This is a genomic window from Chitinophaga fulva, assembly GCF_012927205.1.
Taxonomy (GTDB): domain Bacteria; phylum Bacteroidota; class Bacteroidia; order Chitinophagales; family Chitinophagaceae; genus Chitinophaga; species Chitinophaga fulva.
In genome coordinates this window covers 3,915,079-3,934,301 of the sequence record NZ_JABBGC010000001.1, presented here as the reverse complement: position 1 = coordinate 3,934,301, position 19,223 = coordinate 3,915,079, and the positions used below count along the sequence as shown (strand labels likewise).

At 50.2% G+C, this 19,223-nt stretch carries 19 protein-coding genes; 10 read left to right on the top strand and 9 right to left on the bottom strand.

Annotation, left to right across the window (positions count from 1 at the left end; translation table 11 throughout):
* Positions 1–69 precede the first annotated feature (69 nt).
* The 5 genes from HHL17_RS16010 to HHL17_RS15990 form a co-directional block, all read right to left on the bottom strand.
* A complete protein-coding gene (locus tag HHL17_RS16010) occupies positions 70–408 on the bottom strand; it encodes a DUF4280 domain-containing protein (protein ID WP_169225687.1) in 339 nt (112 codons plus the stop codon).
* Between the two features lie 9 nt (positions 409–417).
* On the bottom strand, positions 418–1,071 hold the full coding sequence (locus tag HHL17_RS16005) for a hypothetical protein (protein WP_169225686.1): 654 nt from the start codon (positions 1,069–1,071) through the stop codon (positions 418–420).
* A 17-nt stretch (positions 1,072–1,088) separates the two neighbouring features.
* Entirely contained in the window at positions 1,089–4,382 is a 3,294-nt protein-coding gene (locus HHL17_RS16000) for a type VI secretion system Vgr family protein (RefSeq protein WP_169225685.1), read from the bottom strand.
* A gap of 130 nt (positions 4,383–4,512) precedes the next feature.
* Positions 4,513–5,274 (bottom strand): LytR/AlgR family response regulator transcription factor, encoded by a 762-nt coding sequence (locus HHL17_RS15995; protein ID WP_169225684.1) that lies wholly within the window; start codon positions 5,272–5,274, stop codon positions 4,513–4,515.
* Complete coding sequence (locus HHL17_RS15990) at positions 5,255–6,283, bottom strand: sensor histidine kinase (protein WP_169225683.1); 1,029 nt, start codon at positions 6,281–6,283, stop codon at positions 5,255–5,257. Before HHL17_RS15990 ends, HHL17_RS15995 begins: the two co-directional genes overlap by 20 nt.
* Positions 6,284–6,593: 310 nt before the next feature.
* Between HHL17_RS15990 and HHL17_RS15985 the strand changes: the two genes are divergently transcribed.
* From HHL17_RS15985 to HHL17_RS15945, 9 genes are all read left to right on the top strand, one after another.
* Positions 6,594–7,061 carry a protein-disulfide reductase DsbD domain-containing protein gene (locus HHL17_RS15985; protein ID WP_169225682.1) on the top strand — a complete coding sequence of 156 codons (468 nt, stop codon included), beginning with the start codon at positions 6,594–6,596 and terminating at the stop codon, positions 7,059–7,061.
* 40 nt (positions 7,062–7,101) lie between these two features.
* On the top strand, positions 7,102–7,533 hold the full coding sequence (locus HHL17_RS15980) for an organic hydroperoxide resistance protein (protein WP_169225681.1): 432 nt from the start codon (positions 7,102–7,104) through the stop codon (positions 7,531–7,533).
* Position 7,534: 1 nt separating this feature from the next.
* The gene (locus HHL17_RS15975) at positions 7,535–8,308 is read left to right on the top strand and encodes an alpha/beta hydrolase (RefSeq protein WP_169225680.1); all 774 of its coding nucleotides are present in this window, start codon (positions 7,535–7,537) and stop codon (positions 8,306–8,308) included.
* 77 nt (positions 8,309–8,385) lie between these two features.
* Complete coding sequence (locus HHL17_RS15970; protein WP_169225679.1) at positions 8,386–9,162, top strand: DUF1223 domain-containing protein; 777 nt, start codon at positions 8,386–8,388, stop codon at positions 9,160–9,162.
* A 124-nt stretch (positions 9,163–9,286) separates the two neighbouring features.
* Positions 9,287–10,258, top strand: a complete 972-nt coding sequence (locus tag HHL17_RS15965; RefSeq protein ID WP_169225678.1) for a heme-binding domain-containing protein — start codon at positions 9,287–9,289, stop codon at positions 10,256–10,258.
* Positions 10,255–10,683: a hypothetical protein gene (locus HHL17_RS15960; protein ID WP_169225677.1), complete on the top strand. Its 429-nt coding sequence runs from the start codon at positions 10,255–10,257 to the stop codon at positions 10,681–10,683. The genes HHL17_RS15965 and HHL17_RS15960 overlap by 4 nt, the downstream gene beginning before the upstream one ends.
* Before the next feature lie 3 nt (positions 10,684–10,686).
* A complete protein-coding gene (locus tag HHL17_RS15955) occupies positions 10,687–11,673 on the top strand; it encodes an alpha/beta fold hydrolase (protein WP_169225676.1) in 987 nt (328 codons plus the stop codon).
* A 38-nt stretch (positions 11,674–11,711) separates the two neighbouring features.
* Positions 11,712–12,116, top strand: a complete 405-nt coding sequence (locus HHL17_RS15950) for a DoxX family protein (RefSeq protein WP_169225675.1) — start codon at positions 11,712–11,714, stop codon at positions 12,114–12,116.
* Between the two features lie 315 nt (positions 12,117–12,431).
* Positions 12,432–13,199 (top strand): hypothetical protein, encoded by a 768-nt coding sequence (locus HHL17_RS15945; protein WP_169225674.1) that lies wholly within the window; start codon positions 12,432–12,434, stop codon positions 13,197–13,199.
* A gap of 383 nt (positions 13,200–13,582) precedes the next feature.
* Here HHL17_RS15945 and HHL17_RS15940 read toward each other — a convergent pair whose 3' ends face one another.
* Positions 13,583–14,224 (bottom strand): NADPH-dependent F420 reductase, encoded by a 642-nt coding sequence (locus tag HHL17_RS15940; RefSeq protein ID WP_169225673.1) that lies wholly within the window; start codon positions 14,222–14,224, stop codon positions 13,583–13,585.
* Positions 14,225–14,413: 189 nt separating this feature from the next.
* Here HHL17_RS15940 and HHL17_RS15935 point away from each other — a divergent pair, with 189 nt between their 5' ends.
* A complete protein-coding gene (locus HHL17_RS15935; RefSeq protein WP_169225672.1) occupies positions 14,414–15,550 on the top strand; it encodes a hypothetical protein in 1,137 nt (378 codons plus the stop codon).
* A 54-nt stretch (positions 15,551–15,604) separates the two neighbouring features.
* On the opposite strand, the gene HHL17_RS15930 is transcribed toward HHL17_RS15935, so the two are convergent.
* The 3 genes from HHL17_RS15930 to HHL17_RS15920 are packed head-to-tail and all read right to left on the bottom strand — an operon-like array spanning position 15,605 to position 19,216.
* A complete protein-coding gene (locus HHL17_RS15930; RefSeq protein WP_169225671.1) occupies positions 15,605–17,116 on the bottom strand; it encodes a pyridoxal phosphate-dependent decarboxylase family protein in 1,512 nt (503 codons plus the stop codon).
* 25 nt (positions 17,117–17,141) lie between these two features.
* Positions 17,142–18,260 (bottom strand): Fe(II)-2OG oxygenase family protein, encoded by a 1,119-nt coding sequence (locus HHL17_RS15925; RefSeq protein ID WP_169225670.1) that lies wholly within the window; start codon positions 18,258–18,260, stop codon positions 17,142–17,144.
* Positions 18,257–19,216 carry a sterol desaturase family protein gene (locus HHL17_RS15920; protein ID WP_206155999.1) on the bottom strand — a complete coding sequence of 320 codons (960 nt, stop codon included), beginning with the start codon at positions 19,214–19,216 and terminating at the stop codon, positions 18,257–18,259. Before HHL17_RS15920 ends, HHL17_RS15925 begins: the two co-directional genes overlap by 4 nt.
* Positions 19,217–19,223: the final 7 nt, after the last annotated feature.

Sequence of the window (19,223 nt, the reverse complement as noted above, 5' to 3'; positions counted from 1 at the left end):
ACGATACTACCGGCAGAGGCAAAATGCTCCCCGTCATATAAGTTACGTAAAAACTGTGTTTTTGGTTGGTTAAGCTACCTCGTGATTTTCCCCGTAGCCTTTTTGCTGGATAGAGATTTTTCCACCCACCCCACATTGGCAGGTAGATTGTTCGGTGAGTATCTTCATATCGTTGATGGTGTCCTTCTCAGTTGTCTGTTGCCATGCTACCGGCGCAGGCACACATTTACCACGGGTAATGGTACAGGCGCCGAAATTAGGGATGTTCACTTCGGCGCCCTTGTCCTGCTCCGTGGCCACCAGCTTACCATCCACCTCGTAAAACTGCTGGCTGGTGACTTTCAGCTTTGAAGGGGCAGCCCCTTTGTCGCACATCAGGACTGCCTGTTCTGTTATCTTCTGCGGCATAGCAAGATCTTAATTATTGGTGTAATTCGTCTCCGTTCTGTTAATCACCTTGCCGGTAGCGTCATCCAGGATGACCTTCTCCACCTTTTCGGGTTGCTTCAGCCATTCAATGGTCCAGGTCTTTCCCTGCGTATTACCGGCCCTCCGGATCTTAGTGTGATAACCAGTGCTTTGAAGGATCGGTCCCTTGTCTACCCGGATACCCTCCTGCTCACAGAACCTGAGCACATCTTCCAGTTTAAGGTGGTAGTCCTTGTCATAGTTGACCTCCCTGACCATTCTCCCCTGTTCATCGAACTCATACCAGGTGCCCAGTTGCAGAAACCCGTTATTAAAATAAAGTCCTTTGGCTTTGATATTGCCGTTGTTCTTATAATAAACTTTCTGCAGCATATAATAGGAAGACCGGGGCGTGAGGCTATAGCCCATACCGCCATCCCAGACGGTCATCTCCAGGTAGGAACCGTCGGGCTGCGTGGCTCTCAGCACGTTCTCATTTTTATCTTTCCTGTTATCAAACAGTACGGAATCGAATTTTTCAAAGTCTTTTGTTACAACAGGATTGTTCATATTATTTCCTTTTGTTTGTTTGGTCTGGTTCGTTATCTGTGCATTACACGCAGTACCTATGGTCAGTAAAAATAGCAGGATGTATTTAGTCATAAACATGGTTTTATGGTTTATTCCGGGTCTGCTTTGGCGTTAGCAATCACCCACTGCCAGTGCCACAGGGCACTTCTCACGATAGCCGGGCTGGCCTGGTGGGAATAGTCCATCAAGTTCTCCGTAAGTTTATATTGGTACGTATACTTAGCGTTAGGGCTGGAACCCGGATTACTGAAGGTATGCGGCAGGTTCAGCGAATGCAGGAACTCATGCGCGGCAGTCTGGTCATTCTTCGTCGGGAAGAGCATCACGGAGCTCCCAATGGAATAACCATTGAGTCCATTGAGGGTACCGCCCTGCATATATCCGCCGCCCTCACCCATATAGTAGGCCCTGAAATACCCGTCATATTTGCGTTCATCTGCCGGATTGGCTGCTTTCAGCTGGTCTTTCAGTTTGCTATAGAGGTGGTTCTCCAACGTTACAAAACCTGATGGTGCACCGCTGCCAATATAATAAGCTACTATCTGGCCACTGTTGTTATAGTTGCCCCCAGACTGGAAACCAGGATCTGCAGTCACATTCAGCGTTTCTTCCACTACTTCCACATTGATCAGCGCCTGCTTCAGGTATTTGGCGAACAGGTCTTTCTGCCCGCTGGTACTGCCAGTCTGCGCTACGGCGGTAGACATGGGCGGGGTGGCCACTTTCACCAGCACAATTTTCTTTTTGCGGCGTTTGGCGGAGTTATTGGCCATTACCTTCACGAACCCGGCTTTTTTCACGGTTTCAGTACCGTCGGGGTTCTTCGTTACCGCGTTCACGATAATTGTCTGGTCAGTGGCAAATTCGGTCAGGCATTCTATCGTGATGGCGTCATTCAGTTTATGCAGCCCTTTCCCTTTTCCTTTTACGTTGGTTTCTTTGGGGGTGATGGTAAAGTGGCTGTTGTCTTCAAAGCGCAGCAGGTCCGGTTCTTCTTCAATTTCCACATAGAGGCTCAGCGTGGCTTTGGTGTTGGTATATCCGGTGGATACAGGCGCCGGAGGCGTGGAAGCGGGAGCGCCTGCGGCGGCCGCTGCAGGCGGCGGCGTGGTCTTCTGTGCCGGGTAAAGGCTCAGCCACGCGCCAAAATACTGCTCATAAATAGTGGCGCCGCTGGCATCTTTCACTTCAGCACCGGCAGCGTCTTTTTGAGGCTTCCATACTATCTTATGCGCGTAGTATTCGTTGGATTTCAGGGAGCGGATCATCACATCGTCCTTTTTGAAATTGGCGGAATAGTCGTTCAGGTTGGTGAGCAGCGTGGTGAAAGCGGCATCCTGGTAGTGTTTGCCGATATGTTCATCATATTTGATGTCCCCATCCCTGCCGGTATCGGTGCTGCGGTACCAGTCGAACCCGAAGTCCTCGCCTGCCCAGCCGTTCTTAGGCCGGAAATACACGATACATTTGGATTGTATTTCGGGCGTGGCCGCCTCGTACTGCATAGGGCTGTTGCTATGTTTGTTGCCCTGCTGGCCTTTCATTTCGGCGGTGCCTTTGGAGTTGAGCGTGGCCGTTTCATCGGAATGCAGGAACAGTTTTTTCTGTCCGGCGATATAGAAGTCCTCCGCTTCGATCTTCATCTCCCCTTTAGGAGTATGGATCAACGCTTTGGTGGCCTGCAGGTGCAGATATTTGGAGACCATCTGCTTCATCTCCGGTGTGTTGACCAGCATCTGGGCCATGGCGTTGATCATCATCTGGTTGCCCACGTCCATCTGCAGCATGTTGCCGACGGTCATGTGCAGCCTGTTGTCCACCACGATGTTCATATCGGTGGAGCGCAGGTTCATGGTTTTGGGCGCGTTGATGGTCACATTGGCACTGGACGCGTCGATAATGATGCTGCCGTTGCCGTCCATAGTGACGGTGTTGCCGCTGGCGTCCTGTACGATCATGCTGTTATTGCCATCATTGTAGATGATCTTGTTGCCGCTGCGTGTTTGTATGGTTTTAATATCGTTTTCGGCGTTGCTAAAAGAAGTATTGGCACTGCCGTGATAAACGGTACCGATGATATAAGGTTTGACGGCGCTGTCATTTTCAAAGCCTACAATCACTTCTTCGTCAATTTCAGGGACAAAGAAATGCCCTTTGCCGCCACCGCCGTGAGGCGATGCTATCCGCACCCAGGGCGTCTTTTCCTCGCCGTTCATCCAATGGAACTTCACCCTTATACGGCCTATGCCTTTGGGGTCGTGGTTGTCGGTCACGATAGCGCTCTGCGTTTCACAAACGGGCGCCTGCGGTATGGAAACCGGCGGCAGGTGGATGGAAGACGGTACGGCGGTAAACTCATTACGGTAATCACCTTTGGTATCTACAAAGTGACTGATGTTGGTCACGATATATTCGCCATAACCTTCGGTGCTGCCGTTAAATACGTTGTTAGACACGATCTCCGTCCTGGCCCCGATGGCTACGCCTGGGTGCCCGCTATGACCGGTCAGGCGGACCATCTTACTGCCTTCCATGGCGCTGTGCAACGTGGCCATTTCGTCCTGCTGCTTTTTACTGCCGGTATAACGGAAGTTCCACTGCTTGGGCTGTGTGCTGAAGATGGTCTGTGCTTTTTCATGCACTTTTTCACCGAGGGAGTTGAGCCCGGCTTTCTGTCCTACGTTTTCTGCCTGGGGCACACTGGTGTACAGCTCACTGTTCTGGTAGTCCCAGCCCATATATTGTGTCCGGGTAGGACGCGCATTCAGGTTGATGTTAAAGTGGCTTAACGTGCTCCCATACACGAGGGAAGTCTTGGCATCACCGGTAGGCGGCCCCAACACGAGATTACGGCCATCCCAGAACAACCACTCCCCGTTTTCAGCGCTGATACGCTGTAAAAAAGCCCATGCTGTTTCCTTGTACTGCACCATATAGTCATATGATTCCTTCGCCAGGGGCTGTACTTTGGGAGACAATTGGTTCTGTGGGAAGAACCGCAGCACGTCCTGCGCAATATCCCGCAGTGTCTTCTGTTCCCAGGTTTTGCAATGCGGACCATTGTCCAGCACGATGGTGGGGCTGTAACCGGAGATAATGATCTCTCCGTATTGGCCGTTTACCCGTGACGTTTCCACACTGGTGACAATACCATTGAATGTTAGGTCTCCTTTCAGACCCACCCCGGAGATGTGTGCTCCAAAGGTGCTGCCGATCATGTCCCGTGAGGACGAAAAGATGCCGCTAAGGCCATCAATGGCTTGTGCCGGACAAATTAAGGTAAACTGATGATGATCAAATATGGACTGGTTTAGCGCAAAGGAGGTGAACTGCAATACGGGGTTACCATCAATGCTAAACATAGTATCGGTCAGTTGGGCCATACATGTAAAGGGTTAATACAATTGTTGTTTAAAGATATGTTGCGTGAATTTACATTAAAATTCAATTCCCCGCAATATCTTTTACAACCCGGATATTATGATATCTGTTTATCATATTAACCCCGTCATCCTATCTTTCCTCCAGCCAGCGCAGGAAAACAGCAGTCTTCTCTTTTCCGATTAACAGTTTTTCGGGAGTAGCCACCTGCAGGTTTACCAGTAGTTTTCGCGCGAAATAATGTTCCACCTCCTTGATAGCCGCAAAGTTGATAAGATACTGGCGGTTCAACCGGTAAAACTGCTTCGCCGATAACTGGTTCTGCACCTGGTCCAGCGACTGGGTAATGGTATATTCTTCTCCCTTAAAAGTAACAATAGAAGGCGACGTGTATTTGATATAGATATACGCGATCTGATCGGTTTGCACGGTCACGTACTTATTGTTCTTAAACACCAGGAAACTCTTCTTTCCCTCGTCCACACTGATTTTACGAATAAGGTCCTCCAGGTTGTTGCCGGAGTGCTGCTGGAAAAAATTCCGGAAATTCTCTACTTTTTCCAGGGCCGCTCTCAGGTCATCTTCGGAGAATGGTTTCAGCAGATAGTCCACCCCATTGGCTTTGATGGCGTCCAGCGCATACTCGCCGTAGGCTGTACAGAATATCACCGGACAGGTAATGGTAACGGACTTGAATATATCAAAACTCAGGCCGTCAGACAGCTGGATGTCCATAAAAATCAGGCCGGGCATTTCGTGGTCCGATAACCAGTCGATGGCCGCTTCCACGCTCTGCAGCTTAGCCTGTACCTGGATAGACGGGCGTAACTTTATGATCAGGTTTTCCAATGACCTTGCGGCCTTGATTTCATCCTCAATGATGATGGCGTTCATATATAATCGGTAATTTAACGATAAACTTTTCAGCGGTAACATCGATGATCATTTCACCGTCCAGCAGGTGCTGATACCGCTGGCTGATATTCTCCAGCCCTATCCCTGTGGAGGACTCGGGCACCCGTTTGAGCTGGATATTATTTTCCACCACAATATGTTCCGCAGTGGAATAAAGATAAATATGCAACGGCTTTCCCTCCGAAACAATATTATGTTTGATACAGTTTTCAATGAGCAACTGTAATGTAAAAGGCGGTATCATAGAGGCATATACTTCTTCCGAAATATCCTTTTTTAGTTCAAACCCATTTTCAAAGCGGGCCTTCAGCAGATATACATAGGAGTCCAGTATCTCTGATTCCTCCGACAGCCGTATCAGGTCCAGCTTCCGGCTTTCCAGCGTAAACCGGTAAAAATCGGACAGCTTTAGGATGAAGTTGACCGCCTGCCGGTCATCGCTCTCCACCATGTATTTCAGTGTATTCAGGCTGTTGAATAGGAAATGCGGGTTCACCTGCTGTTTCAGCAGTTCATATTGTGCCCACAGATTGGCGGAGGTGGTGCGTTCCAGCTCCAGCGACACCTGCTGGTTCAGGTAACTCTGGTGCAACAGGTGGATAAACATATAAAACGTCAGGTTGATCAATATCCCCCTTACCTCAAACATGAGCATCACCGGACCGAAATTCAGGTGAGACAACAGGTACTGCTGGATACATGATAATACGAACATGATGACCAGCCCCACCAGCAAATTCCGCAGCAACCGTTTGGTACCAAATCCGCCGCCGGCATTTTTGGCGGTATATGACGGGAACGTATATACGTTATAGTACCATATCAGCAGCGAGAACCCCGAAGTTACTGCGGCATCCACCAGCGCCTCATACAGCACAAAATGATGATCGGCTATTTTCGGAATGGCGGTCAGTATCCCCAAAGAGATAGAGCTTAACCATATGATCCGGTTGGATATTTTAAATGCCGGTTGTTGTTGTGTATTCACCTTTTAGTAATTGATCTGTTGCAAATGTATTGTTCCCACGCCGGAAAGCCGCCATTTCAGTGGTTGAATCAGGCATATCCGCCCGTGAATCAGACAATCCTCCCCCTGACCTGGACAACCCACCCTCCCTCTCCTTTTCCGGGCCAAAATCCGTCAGGGTAGCTATTGTCCATTTCACCTGCCAGGATGCCGGCTTCAACAGGTTTGTACTATGCCTTCCCTCCGCTTTGTGTTCTCTTTGTGCTGTAATCGTTGCTCACCGCAGGATTGACAGGGCAGCAACATCTCAACAACATTAAAAACACCCAAGATGAAAAAGATATCGTTCACGCTGATACTGCTACTGACCAGCCTTTTAACCCGCTTCAGTTACGCAGCCACACCTGTACTGGCAGGGCAGCCCATTAAATGGAGCTATACCGCCCGGAAAACAGCTGCCGGTGAAGCAGTGCTGTTGATCACTGCTACCCTCGCAGACGGATGGCATCTGTACGCACTGAACAATCCCGCCAACAGCCCGGTGAGACTGGCCTTCAACTTCCTCCCCGATCCATCCTACCGTCCGGAAGGGAATGTTGATCAGCCGGAACCTGTTACCCGGTTTGAGAAACTGTTCGGTGCAGACATCAGCTATTTCGAACACGAAGTGGTGTTTCAACAGAAAGTCAAGCTGACCGGCAAAACCGCCGCCGTAAAAGGTACTATCGAGTTCACCGTCTGTAGTTCCCGCCAATGCCTCCCTCCGGAGACCATCTCTTTTAACATCAACATCAAATAAATAAAAAAACATTCACATCACCTTATTAAAATTTAAAACGATGAACAACAGCAACACAGTAGCCATTGAGAAAGTATTGTATACTGCCCAAACCCGCACCACTGGTGGCAGAGAAGGAAACGCCAAAAGCAACGATGGCAGACTGGATATATTACTGTCGCCTCCCGGTACCAGCGGCGCCGGCACCAACCCGGAACAACTTTTCGCCGCAGGATGGTCTGCCTGCTACATCGGGGCACTGGGACTGGCCGCTAAAAAACTGGGCACTGCCTTACCCCAGGACACGCTGGTAGATGCAGCAGTGGACCTCGGCACCACAGACGGCGCCTACTTTTTACAGGCCCGCCTCCTGGTACACCTGCCCGGCGTGGCGCCCGAACTGGCCCAACAACTGGTGGACCTGGCCCACCAAACCTGCCCTTACTCTAAAGCTATCAAAGGAAACATCAACGTCACCACTAATATTATCTAATATGAAAACCATCAGCAAAAAACTCAGCCTCCTGTTTTCGGCCCTCATCGCGGTATTGTTCAGCACCACCGTGGCCACCGCGCAAAACACCGCTTCGAAAATCAAAAACGTGGTACTCGTACATGGCGCTTTCGTAGATGGTTCCGGGTGGAAAGGCGTGTACGATATACTCACTAAAAAAGGATACCATGTTACCATCGCCCAGATTCCGCTGACCTCCCTGCAAGACGATGCAGCCGTGGTGAAAAAAGCGCTGGACCGGCAAGACGGAGCCGCAGTACTGGTAGGCCACTCCTGGGGCGGCACCGTGATCACAGAAGTCAGCGCACATCCAAAAGTGGCCTCCCTCGTGTACGTGACGGCCTTTCAGCCGGATAACGGCGAAGCCACTACGAAATGGTTAGGTACCGCTCCTGCCCTGCCGGAAAACGGTATCCTGCCGCCGGACAAAGACGGACTGGTATACTATGACCGCGAAAAATTCCATAAAGGTTTCGCCGCAGACCTTTCCCACGAACAGGCAATTTTTATGGCAGATGCCCAGAAACCCATAGTAGCGGCTTCTTTCGGCACTCCGGTAACGGCAGCCGCATGGCATAACAAACCATCGTTTGGCATCGTTCCCACAGCCGACAAAAGCATCAATCCGGTTATTTTAAGAAACATGTACCAACGCTCCGGCGCCGCCATCACAGAGATCAAAGGCGCCAGTCACGCTGTCTTTGTCTCCCATCCGAAGGAAGTAGCCAATGTGATCATCGCAGCCTCCAAATAAACCACAACAGGCCTTTCTTCCCCGGAAGAAAGGCCTGCCCGGAACCCTTTGTCATTACCTCCTAAAACAGATTCATCATGAAATACATTAAAGAAATCGCCCTGTATATAGGCCTCCCGCTGATTTTCATTGCCATGATGGCATTTAGAAACGCAAACCACCAAACCATGATAGAAAATATTCAGAAAGACAGCCATGACAAAGGGTTCGCAGTGGTGGAACTGTTTACCTCCGAAGGCTGTTGGAGCTGCCCGCCGGCAGATGAACTGATTGCAAAGCTGCAACAGGGCAATAACAACAAACAGCTTTACATCATGGCCTTCCACGTGGATTACTGGGACCACCAGGGATGGAAAGACCGCTTCAGTCAGGCTGATTTTACCGAAAGGCAAAAACAATATGCTTCCTGGCTGCGCCTCAACAACATCTACACACCACAGCTGATCGTTAACGGCAGGACCGAAATGGTGGGTTCAGAAGAAGGCGCCGTGTTAGGGTCTATCAGTGCCGCATTGCGGGAAACAAGCGCCCAGCCGCTGTCTTTAAACGCAGAACAGGCAGGCAGGGAGTTGAAAATAACCTACTCCGGCGCCGTGCCCAACAAAAAAGCACACATCCTGGTGGCGCTGGTACAGAAAAATGCCAGTTCACAGGTCAGCGCCGGTGAGAACGCCGGTAAACAGCTTACCCATGTGCAGATTGTCCGTCGGTTGCAGCAGCAAGAGGCGAAAGAACAAGGAGTAATAACGCTCTCCCTGCCGGAAGATTTTCAAAAAAACGGGTGGGAAGTGATCGCTTTTGTACAGCATAAAAACACCGGCGCCATCACACAGGCGGCCAAACTGGAATGGTAGCCCGCTATTGGAGGCAGGAAATGTCTAATTCAGCCTCCAATATGTCCAACCCACCAGTTTCAGGTTCCTTCCCGGCCGCGCTGCATCTACCTTTGAGCTATCAAATACGGAAAAAACAATCCACATGGAAACGACCAAAAACACACAACGCATAAAACGTATTTACATCATTCCGGCTGCCATTGTAGCGGTGTTGATCGGCCTTCAATTGTTCAACCAGCCGATCGCCTCCAAGCCGGTCACCGGCCATATGGATGAAGCGCCGGCAGAAGTACTGGCCATCCTGCAGCGGTCCTGCTACAACTGCCACTCCAACGAGCAAAAGTTGAGCTGGTTCGACCAACTGGCGCCGGCCTCCTGGGCAGTAAAAAAAGATGTTGACCGCGCACGGGAAGTGATGAATTTCTCAGAATGGGACAAACTGTCTACCGGCGAGCGTACCGGCAAAATGTACGCTATCCTCAACATGATGCAGGCGGGTAAAATGCCGCTCCGCGAGTACCTCCTGCTGCATCCGGGCGCAAAAGTCACAGAGAAGGATATCGAGGTGGTGAAAAAATATACGTTATCACGCTCCGGCAACGAAGCGCCACACAACACGCCACCAGCCACCGCCGGCGCCGCACCCAAAACATTCCCGGTGTCTCCCAACGGTGTGAAATACACGGATGCCTTCAAACAGTGGACGGTCATCAGCATGAGCACCCTCTTTGATCATTCCATCCGGGTTATTTATGGCAATGACATCGCGGTAAAAGCGGTACGTGAAGAAAACTTCTTCCCCTGGCCTGATGGCGCTGTTGTAGTGAAAGCCGTATGGAAACAGGAGGAACAGCCCGACGGAGAAATCAGGCCCGGTGAGTTTGTCAACGCACAGTTCATGGAAAAGAACGCTGAAAAATACAAGGACACAGAAGGCTGGGGATTCGCCAAGTTCAGCGGACAAAAGCTGGCCCCGACCGGAAAAGATGCACTGTTTGCGCAGCAATCCTGCATCGGCTGCCACCGGCAGCTGTCAGCCTCCACCGGCTATCTCTTCGATGTTCCGATGAAAGTAAATCCTGCAAGTTTAACCGAAAAAATTCTTTCCAAATGAACCGCATGCTCTACCTGTTACTGACCGTTGCATTTTTCACCGCCTGTAAAAATGAGCGTTCCACCCATGACCAGGCACGTATTGTATTTGAACCGGGCGACCTGCAATTCATCGCTTCTTCTCTGAACCCGAAACTGGAAACCATGTCCGTCTTGTACGGCAATGACAGCGCCCTTCAGTCACTCGCAAAAGGCAATCATCCCGCAGCAGGCACCGTCATGAAACTGGTCACCTGGCGCTATCACGATAATCCGCAATACTTCGGCAGCAAGATAAACGGCGAGTTACTGAGCGTAGAAACCGTACAGGCCGGCAGTCACGATTCTATTGCCTATCGGCTTGACTTTGGAACGCTACAACGTCCCGCGACGCAGGCAGAGAGAATTACCTACATCATGCGTTATAAACCAGTACAAATACCATAAATCATGAAAACGATCACACAAATCATCGCAGCAGCGCTGCTCATCATAACCGGTAATACAGCAGCATTCGCCGTGGACAACGCAGCTACCCTGGGGCCTGTCAAACAAATCAAAGCAGGCGTGCTGAATGTAGGTTACGCCGAAGCCGGCCCGGCAAACGGACAAGCCGTTATTCTTCTTCACGGCTGGCCTTATGACATCCACAGCTACAGCGCCGTGGCTGCGCAACTGGCCGCCAAAGGTTACCACGTAATAGTGCCTTATCTGCGTGGCTACGGCAGCACCCGGTTCCTTTCTGCGCAGACCAAACGCAACGGCCAGCAGTCGGTCTTTGCAGCAGACATCATTGCGCTGATGGATGCACTGAAAATACAACAGGCCATTATCGGCGGGTTTGACTGGGGAGCCCGGACAGCAGATATCATCGCGGCCTTATGGCCGGAGCGTACCAAAGCACTGGTGTCTGTCAGCGGTTACCTCATCGGCAGCCAGCAGGCCAACCAGGCGCCGTTAACACCGAAGGCCGAGCAGGCATGGTGGTACCAGTTTTACTTTGCCACCGAACGCGGGCAGGCAGGATATAAAGCCAACACCTGTGCCTTCAACAAACTTATCTGGCAAACAGCTTCTCCGGACTGGCACTTCAGTGACAGCACCTTTGCCGAAAGCGCCGCCTCCTTCGATAATCCGGACCATGTAGCCATCGTGATCCACAACTACCGCTGGCGGCTGGGACTGACCACCGGCGAAAAACAATACGATGCGCTGGAAAAAAGACTCGCACAGGGCCCGGTGATCAACGTACCCACCGTGACGCTCGAAGGAGACGCCAATGGCGCGCCACATCCCGATCCTGCAGCTTATGCCGCCAAGTTCAAAGGGAAATACGTGCATCATACTATTACGGGAGGCGTAGGCCACAACCTGCCCGCCGAAGCCCCCGAAGCCTTTACAGCGGCTATCATAGAGGCAGGACATTTAGCAGAATAAACTCATCTCCATTTTTCATCTTACTAAAACTTAAAAAAATGAACACTAAGACAGCTACTATCATCTACTGGTCAGCCACTATTTTTATGTCACTCTGGTTTGGCGCAAGCGGATTCTTTGAATTGACCGGAAACCCCATCGTATGGGGCATTACCCAACAGTTAGGTTATCCTCCGCATTTCATTTACATACTGGGTGTATTCAAAATTGCCGGTATCATCACCCTTTTAATTCCCAACAAATTCCTGCGGTTAAAAGAATGGGTATTTGCCGGTATGTTCTTCGATATCACCTTTGCGTTCTTTTCCAAGATAAGCGTGCTGGGCTTCCCGGCCACCGTGGACGCCATCATTGCTTTCACCGTATTGTCCGCAGCTTATCTGATGTTCCGGAAACTGTACCCCGCGCATTATGCAGCGGTAGCTCCCGCGGCCGTATCATGACGATCGGGTTTCTTTAAAAGTGCGAAAGCCAGGCAGATAAACATGCCTGGCTTTGTTTTTTAATGCATTTATTGGCCGATACGGGATCAAGTTGAAAAGTTGGGGACCGAAAAACGGTGTATCTGTTTTCTTGTTTTGTATTTTCAAAATTTTCTAAACCTGGTTCACCCGGCTTTAACGGATATCTAATGCCCGATGCACTCCGCCTGAATATTTTTCCTGCAGCCAGCCCCTACTATTGGATAATCTTCAGTATGGCCATCAAATGGCTTTTGCTGATAATGTTATCTTTAGCTATCATCAGTATCATTCGTTATGGCAAAACAGCTTTCTATCATCACCTTCACCGGCAGGCTCGGCAACCTGATCGGTTACAGGCGTAATGGCAAACACTTCCTGCGAAGCATGCCTTCATACGTCCGGCAGACGGCAGCTACCTGCAGGGCCGCTCAACGATTTGGCATAGCCAGCAAAAAAGGGGCGCTCATCCGCAGTGCTTTTTCCGGCAAGCTGGATGCTGGTTGCGATAGCGGGCATATCAACAGGCTGACCAGCGCACTCATTCCTTCCACCGGTAATAACATCAGGAGCATTACCGGCTTCAGGTTCAACCGGCATACGGGAACAGACAGGTTTCTCATCCATGCACCCAGGCTTTCCCATGATGGCATCCTGTACATTTCGCCACAGGCATTACCTGCATGTAAGGGCATCGACAGCCTGGAAATAAAGGTGATCGCCGCCCGTATCCATTTCGCTACACACCAGGTAGTAGGTACGGAAAGCGCTGTACTCACAGTAAAAACCGGAGAAGATTTTAAAGGAGCAGCATGTAATGTGGATGTACCGGGTAAAGGAACATTGATAGTTGTTCTACAGGTAAGAGGCATACAGGACCATGTTCCTTCCTGCAACACGAAATACTTCGCCGCTGATATTATTGCGGCAGAGCCGCCACAACCCCTGCCGGAGGCCCTGTACAAACAGACCTGTCCGGAATTCCCCCGGTTAAAACTGCAGTCAGAAAAAATACCTGCCGCTGCCTCAGTGCAACTCCTGCTGCCTGTCATTCAGCGGGAATAAGCCATTTCCTGTCTGGCAACTGTATACTGATGAACAAACATAACTCCCTTTGAACTACATGCTCCAACCTACTGCCCGCAGGCTTAATCTGAAGCCTGCCTTTACATGCATGTCCTGCATCTTCTCCATCCTTCCTGTTATATTTCATTAAAACTATACATCCAAAGAACACCCCCGCATCAAGTCCACCTTTACCCCTGGGTTACTATAGGGATGCTGTATGTATCATAGCGATATATCCAGGGAAACACTCCTTTCTCATTTCTGTCGCCAGGCAATGTGTTTTTACTCCATCCCCCAACTTTTCGTCTTGATCCCCTATACGAAATATTTATTTCACCACTGCGGGCTACCAGAAAAACAAAAAACAGCGAACAGTATTTTTATTTCAACAACTTAAACGCATGTGACCAGCTGTTATGCAGGAACCCGGGGATACACCACAGGATACACAGCGGCTCAATCGCCCGCGCAGCCTCTACAGTACCCATGTCTTCCGTTTCCCAGCCGAAGGCAGTCAGCAGGTCAGTCACCGTTTTCTTAGCCTCCTCATCGTTACCGCAAATGAACATGGACGGGGGCCCTTCGCTGAACTGCGGCTTATACATGGCGGTATTGCCCACTGAATTAAATGCCTTTACAAACCTGGCGGCCGGCACCAATTGCTGCAACTGCTCCATCAGGGAGAAATCCAGCGTAGTAAAGAAATGTAATACGCCATGGTCGGGGCCTTTTTCTGCCAGGGGGTTGGTGGTGTCGATAACAATCTTCTTATCAAGATTGGCGATACCTGCCAGCCGGAGCGCGTCAGCAGCCACCGTTCCTTTGGTGGACAGCACGATCAACTCAGCCGTTTTCGCGGTGGTTTCAAAATCTGCTACGGGAATGCCGGTGTCTTTGTTGAACTGAACAACCTCCGGTTTGGAAATGTCGCGGGTGCCCAGGGTTACGGCATGGCCCTCATTTTTAAATCCTTTGGCTAACGTCTGCCCTACGGCGCCGGAACCAATGATGCCAATTTTCATAAGATATTTTTTTGGGTGACAGATGCTAACAATGCTTACAATAGGCAGAAGTGGTCAAACAGGGAAACGAAAATAATTAATTTAAACCAAAGAAACACCCACCACTAGTAGCGGAAAAATCCCTATTTTCGCCATTAATTGTTTAACCCAATCAATTTCCACCATTCAATATCCACAACATACAAGAGCATGCAAAAACTACTGACCACTGCGCTGCTGCTGGCAGTCAGCAGTACCTCCTTTGCCCAAAACAAGTATCATCCGTTCCGTGTGGACAAGATGTACGGCGTTACCGACACGCTGGGCAATGAACTGGTAAAACCCGTTCACAAGTTTTGTGAGCAGTTCCGTTCAGGAAAAGAATTCGCGCTGTACAACTTCAACGACGACGTAAAAGACCTGATTGTGAACACCTCCACGGGAAAGATACTGACGTTTGCCTATATTAATCCCGGCGAAGCCACGGTAAACAATGTCTCCTATACGCTCGTCACGGAAAAAACCAAAAAGTACCTCCGCAGCGAGGAAGATGGTAAAATCATCCCGCTGAAAGAAGACTATTCTGATTTTAAAACTGAAGGGAAATATATTATCGCTAAATATTACGCCAGTGCGCTGCCGGCGCCACCACCGCCGCCTGTTAAGCAGGTAAAAAGCAAAGGGGGGCTGCTCCCGCCCCCTCCAATGCTACCACCGCCCATGAAGATACCGCCGCCGGGCTTTAGTAATTACGCCGTTATTGCCGCTAATGACGAGACTTTAAAGCCTGTCATGAAAGGATTGTATAAAACCTATCTGCCCCTGTACAACAACAAGGCAGAGGAAACAATCGTCAGGGTGAAAACCGTAACCTATGGCCCCCGTCAGCATTCTAACTTTTACGCTATCATTTTCAGCACCGATCATACGCATAGTTTGTATGATACAGCCATGAAGCTGGTCAAAAAGTTTGAGCTGAAAAATGCTAGCAAGGAACAACTGGAGGAGATAGCTTCTGACATCATGAAAACAAAATTGTCAGAGTACGATGAGGCCAGCGCGGTACCTCCTATGGGAGTTCCGTCAAAAAACAGGCCCGAACCAGCTGTTGTCTACCCCGTTTTCGACGTGGAGAAATCACCCAACGGCAACAACCAGTTTGTATTGAAACAAAGCGCCACTGATGTGAAAGTAATATTTGAAACGCCCAGCCGGATCACCTGGAACGGGAAAGACCACAGCATCTATATCAGCGATACCGATACCGAATTCGCGGTAGACCCGCAATCCGGGAAGATATGGCTGCCTCAGAAATATTGGGCTACAGCCGGAATTACTGTAAAATAGTTGGTTAAAATGCCTGTCCCGGGCCTGTTGGCACCGGGACAGGCATTTTAACACTCAAAGCAAACTATATCCCTTCGCTTTAATGGCAGCCAGAATTTCCCGTATATGCGCCAGCGTAGTCACCGGGTTCAGGATCGTAAACTTCAGATAAAAATTCCCCTCCACTTTCGTGCTGGCCAGAATATAAGTTCCATCAAAGAACAACGATTGTTTGATGTGCAGATTCAGCGCCGACAGGTCTGTATTCAGCCCCACCGGCCGGAAACGGAACACCAGTACGCCCAGGTCGGAACTGCTCAGCAGGTCAAACTCCGGGTCCTGCTGCAACAAGGCAGCGGTGCCTGCAGCGGTGTCAATGATCATGTCTGTATAGATGCCCAGTTTCTGTTTGCCCATCAGTCGCAGCGTACACCAGAGTTTCAAGGCATCAAAACGACGCGTGCTCTGCGTGATCGATTTATTGATCTGTGCCGGCAGCTCTTCATAATCCTGTTCCGCCGGATTCAGGTAGTCCGCATGATGCCTGACCAGCTGCAACGTGGCTTTGTCTTTCACCAGGAAAGCACTGCTGCTGATAGGTTGAAAGAAAGACTTGTGGTAATCAATCGTCACGGAATCGGCGTGCTCTATCCCGTTCAGCAAGTGGCGGTATTTACCGGACAACAGCAAACCACAACCGTAAGCGGCATCTACGTGCATCCATACCTGGTACTCCGCCGCAATGGCTGCAATAGACTGCAACGGATCTATATTGCCGAAGTCAGTCGTACCGGCGGTGGCTACTACCGCTATCGGAATATTACCGAGACTGAGCTGCCAGTCCAGCGCCTCCTTCAGGGCCGGGGCATCCATACGGAAACGGCTATCCGTTTTTACCCGTACGATGGCCTGCTCGCCCAGCCCCAGCAGCGATGCGTTTTTATCGTTGCTGAAATGGGCTTTATCCGATACAAATATCCTGAACCGGCTGGCCTGTGCCGGCAGCCCTTCGAGTTTAATATTATGCCCCAACAGCTGCATGGCAAAATGATCCCTTGCTAGCAACAGCCCCATGAGGTTGGATTGTGAGCCGCCACCGGTAAATACGCCATCAGCGTTCGTATAACCGATCTCGTGAGCCGTCCAGTCGATCAGCCTTCTCTCCATGAAAGTACCGCCCGCGCTTTGGTCATACGTATCCTGCGAGGAATTGATGGCACTGATGATCACGTCCGCCGCCAGCGCCGGTATCACCACCGGGCAGTTCAAATGCGCGATATACTGCGGCAGGTGAAAGGCGGTAGCATGACGGATATACAACTCATTCACTTCTGCCAGCAACTCGTCATAGCCGGTGAGCGGATTGCTCAAATCCACGCTATACACCGCTTCGCGCATGGCAGCCGGCCGGATGCCGGTAAATGGCTGCCGGGTATGATGCAGAAAATCTTCCACGGCCGTTCGCGCTTTTTCCAGTGCCTGGTGATATTCCGCGGATGTTTCTTCATAGAAGATGTCTTTCAGCAATTTGTTGCTCTTGCTGTGTTGCTGAATGGGAGCCATAACGGTAATCTGGTCTGTATGCATATCATATTTTTTTTCGGGAGATGATTTAGCGGAAGATGTTGCCATAATGCTCTTCCATGATAAAATAAGGGTCGTCTGTTTTGGTGACGGCACGGATGTTAATCAAGCTGGTCTTGCTCATCATGCGCAACATCATCCTTCGCTCGCAGGGCACCAATACGCCTTTCTCTTCCCGGTAACCGGCCACAAAAGCGTTTCTGCCATGTGCACAGAGGTGGTTGTTCACGAAGATGAGGTCACCGGCTTCAGGGACAAAATCATTGTAGATATGTGTCTTCGCTGCTTTCCAGAACTCCTCGAGGTAATGCATGGCCTCGGCGCTCTGGCCGGCATCCGGATTATGGATTTGCTCGGCGGCATCAAAGCGGATGAAAGGATAGGTTTCGTTACCATACAATACGGCGGTGCTCACCTCCTCTCCTGCTGCGGTATCCTTTGTGTAATTAGCGTCTTTCGGGCATTTGTACAGGGAGCGGAACAAGGGCCGCATCACCTCGTCGGTGGCGCCATGTGAACGAATAGAGTATAATGTGGAAGGCACTCTTTCTTCATTACGAATAAACAGGAAACTCAGAAAATCGGCCTGATGAAAGAGGAAGGCATCTTCCGTATGTACAAACAGATCAGTGCGGGAACCGCTGCCTGTCTGCGTATGGCTCATTTTCTCATCCGGGATGATAGCGTGCATCAGTCCACCACCTTTGCGCTGAGCGTAATACTGAACGGGCTTGCTGGGCACAGCGCCATGCATGAGACTACTGATAAAGCCATATGCTTTCAGCTTCTCATAATCGGCGTCTTTCCAGCTGGAAGGCGTTTTACCCAGGTCGTCCTGGTCTACCTGTATTAATCCTCTGAAAACAATAGCGCCATACTGACCGGCGGAATAATCGGTACCGAATTGGCTGAGTATCCTGGCAATGCGCTCCGGCAGCAGCTGATAGGCATTCAGGTGCAACGTGGCGATGAATGCGGGGTTTTCATAACTGCCGTATTCCCTGATCAGTTGCCGGCCGATATAGTACATCGCGGTAGATTCCCGCGCGGTGATATCTACAACGAGTGGTGCGGATGGCGGCGGCACGGAGGTTTCCTGCCATACGTCCTTTATGATATCGGGTGTTGTTAGGGTGATGTTTCTCATGTTGAAGGGTTTAATTGGGCTACTAATTTTTTCTTCTTCTCTTCCCGCAGAACTTTCCAGCCTTCTGCGCGGTATTCGGCGGCCATTTTACCGCCATCGATATGGTTCCAGCCCGGAGGCATGATGATGTATTTCAGTTTATTTTTCAGTCCGGGCGCGTGTTTTACATCGGCCCACAGGTCGCGCCACAACTGAAGCTGCACCTGCAACAGGTTTTTACCATTGATCTTGTCGTTCAGGATGCCGTATACCGGCTTTACCTGGTCCATCTCTGTCTGAAAAGTGCCGAAGATCCTGTCCCATATAGAAAAGGTTTCTCCGTAATTTCTGTCGAGATAGATATGGTTTTTCGCGTGATGCACCCGGTGCACGGAGGGAGTAATGAAGAAAAACTCCAGCCAGCGCTGTTTTCCGACAATCTCATCGAAGTGGTCATTCACATGTTCGTAAAGGCCGTACAGCCGTGCGATGGCCTCGCAGATGAAGATCATAAAAGGATCAAATCCCAGTATGGGCAGGGCTATAACGGTAAGGGGTATATGCAGTATTCCCAGGAAGGAACCGCGAACGGCCACCGTCAGCTTCATCTCTTCGGCGGTATGATGCACCCCGTGGATACACCAGAAGAAACGGACTTTATGTCCGAGATAATGCACGAGCCAGAACATGAAATCGTACACCAGGTAAGCGAGTATCCATACGTACCAGGCGTAACCGAGCGTAAAGAAACGGTATTCGTACATCCACATCATGGTGCCGAAAACGACGAACTTACCGAGGAAAAAATACGGGAAGCTGTCCAGCACGTAGGAGATCACGTTCACCCATCCTTCGCGGTTGCTTTCCATCTTTTTGGAGATCACCAGTATCACCCATTCCAGTACGACGAGCCCCAGCACGATATATCCAAATACGCTCTGCATTTTTCCGAGCAGCAGCGGAAGAACAGTTTCCATAGAATAG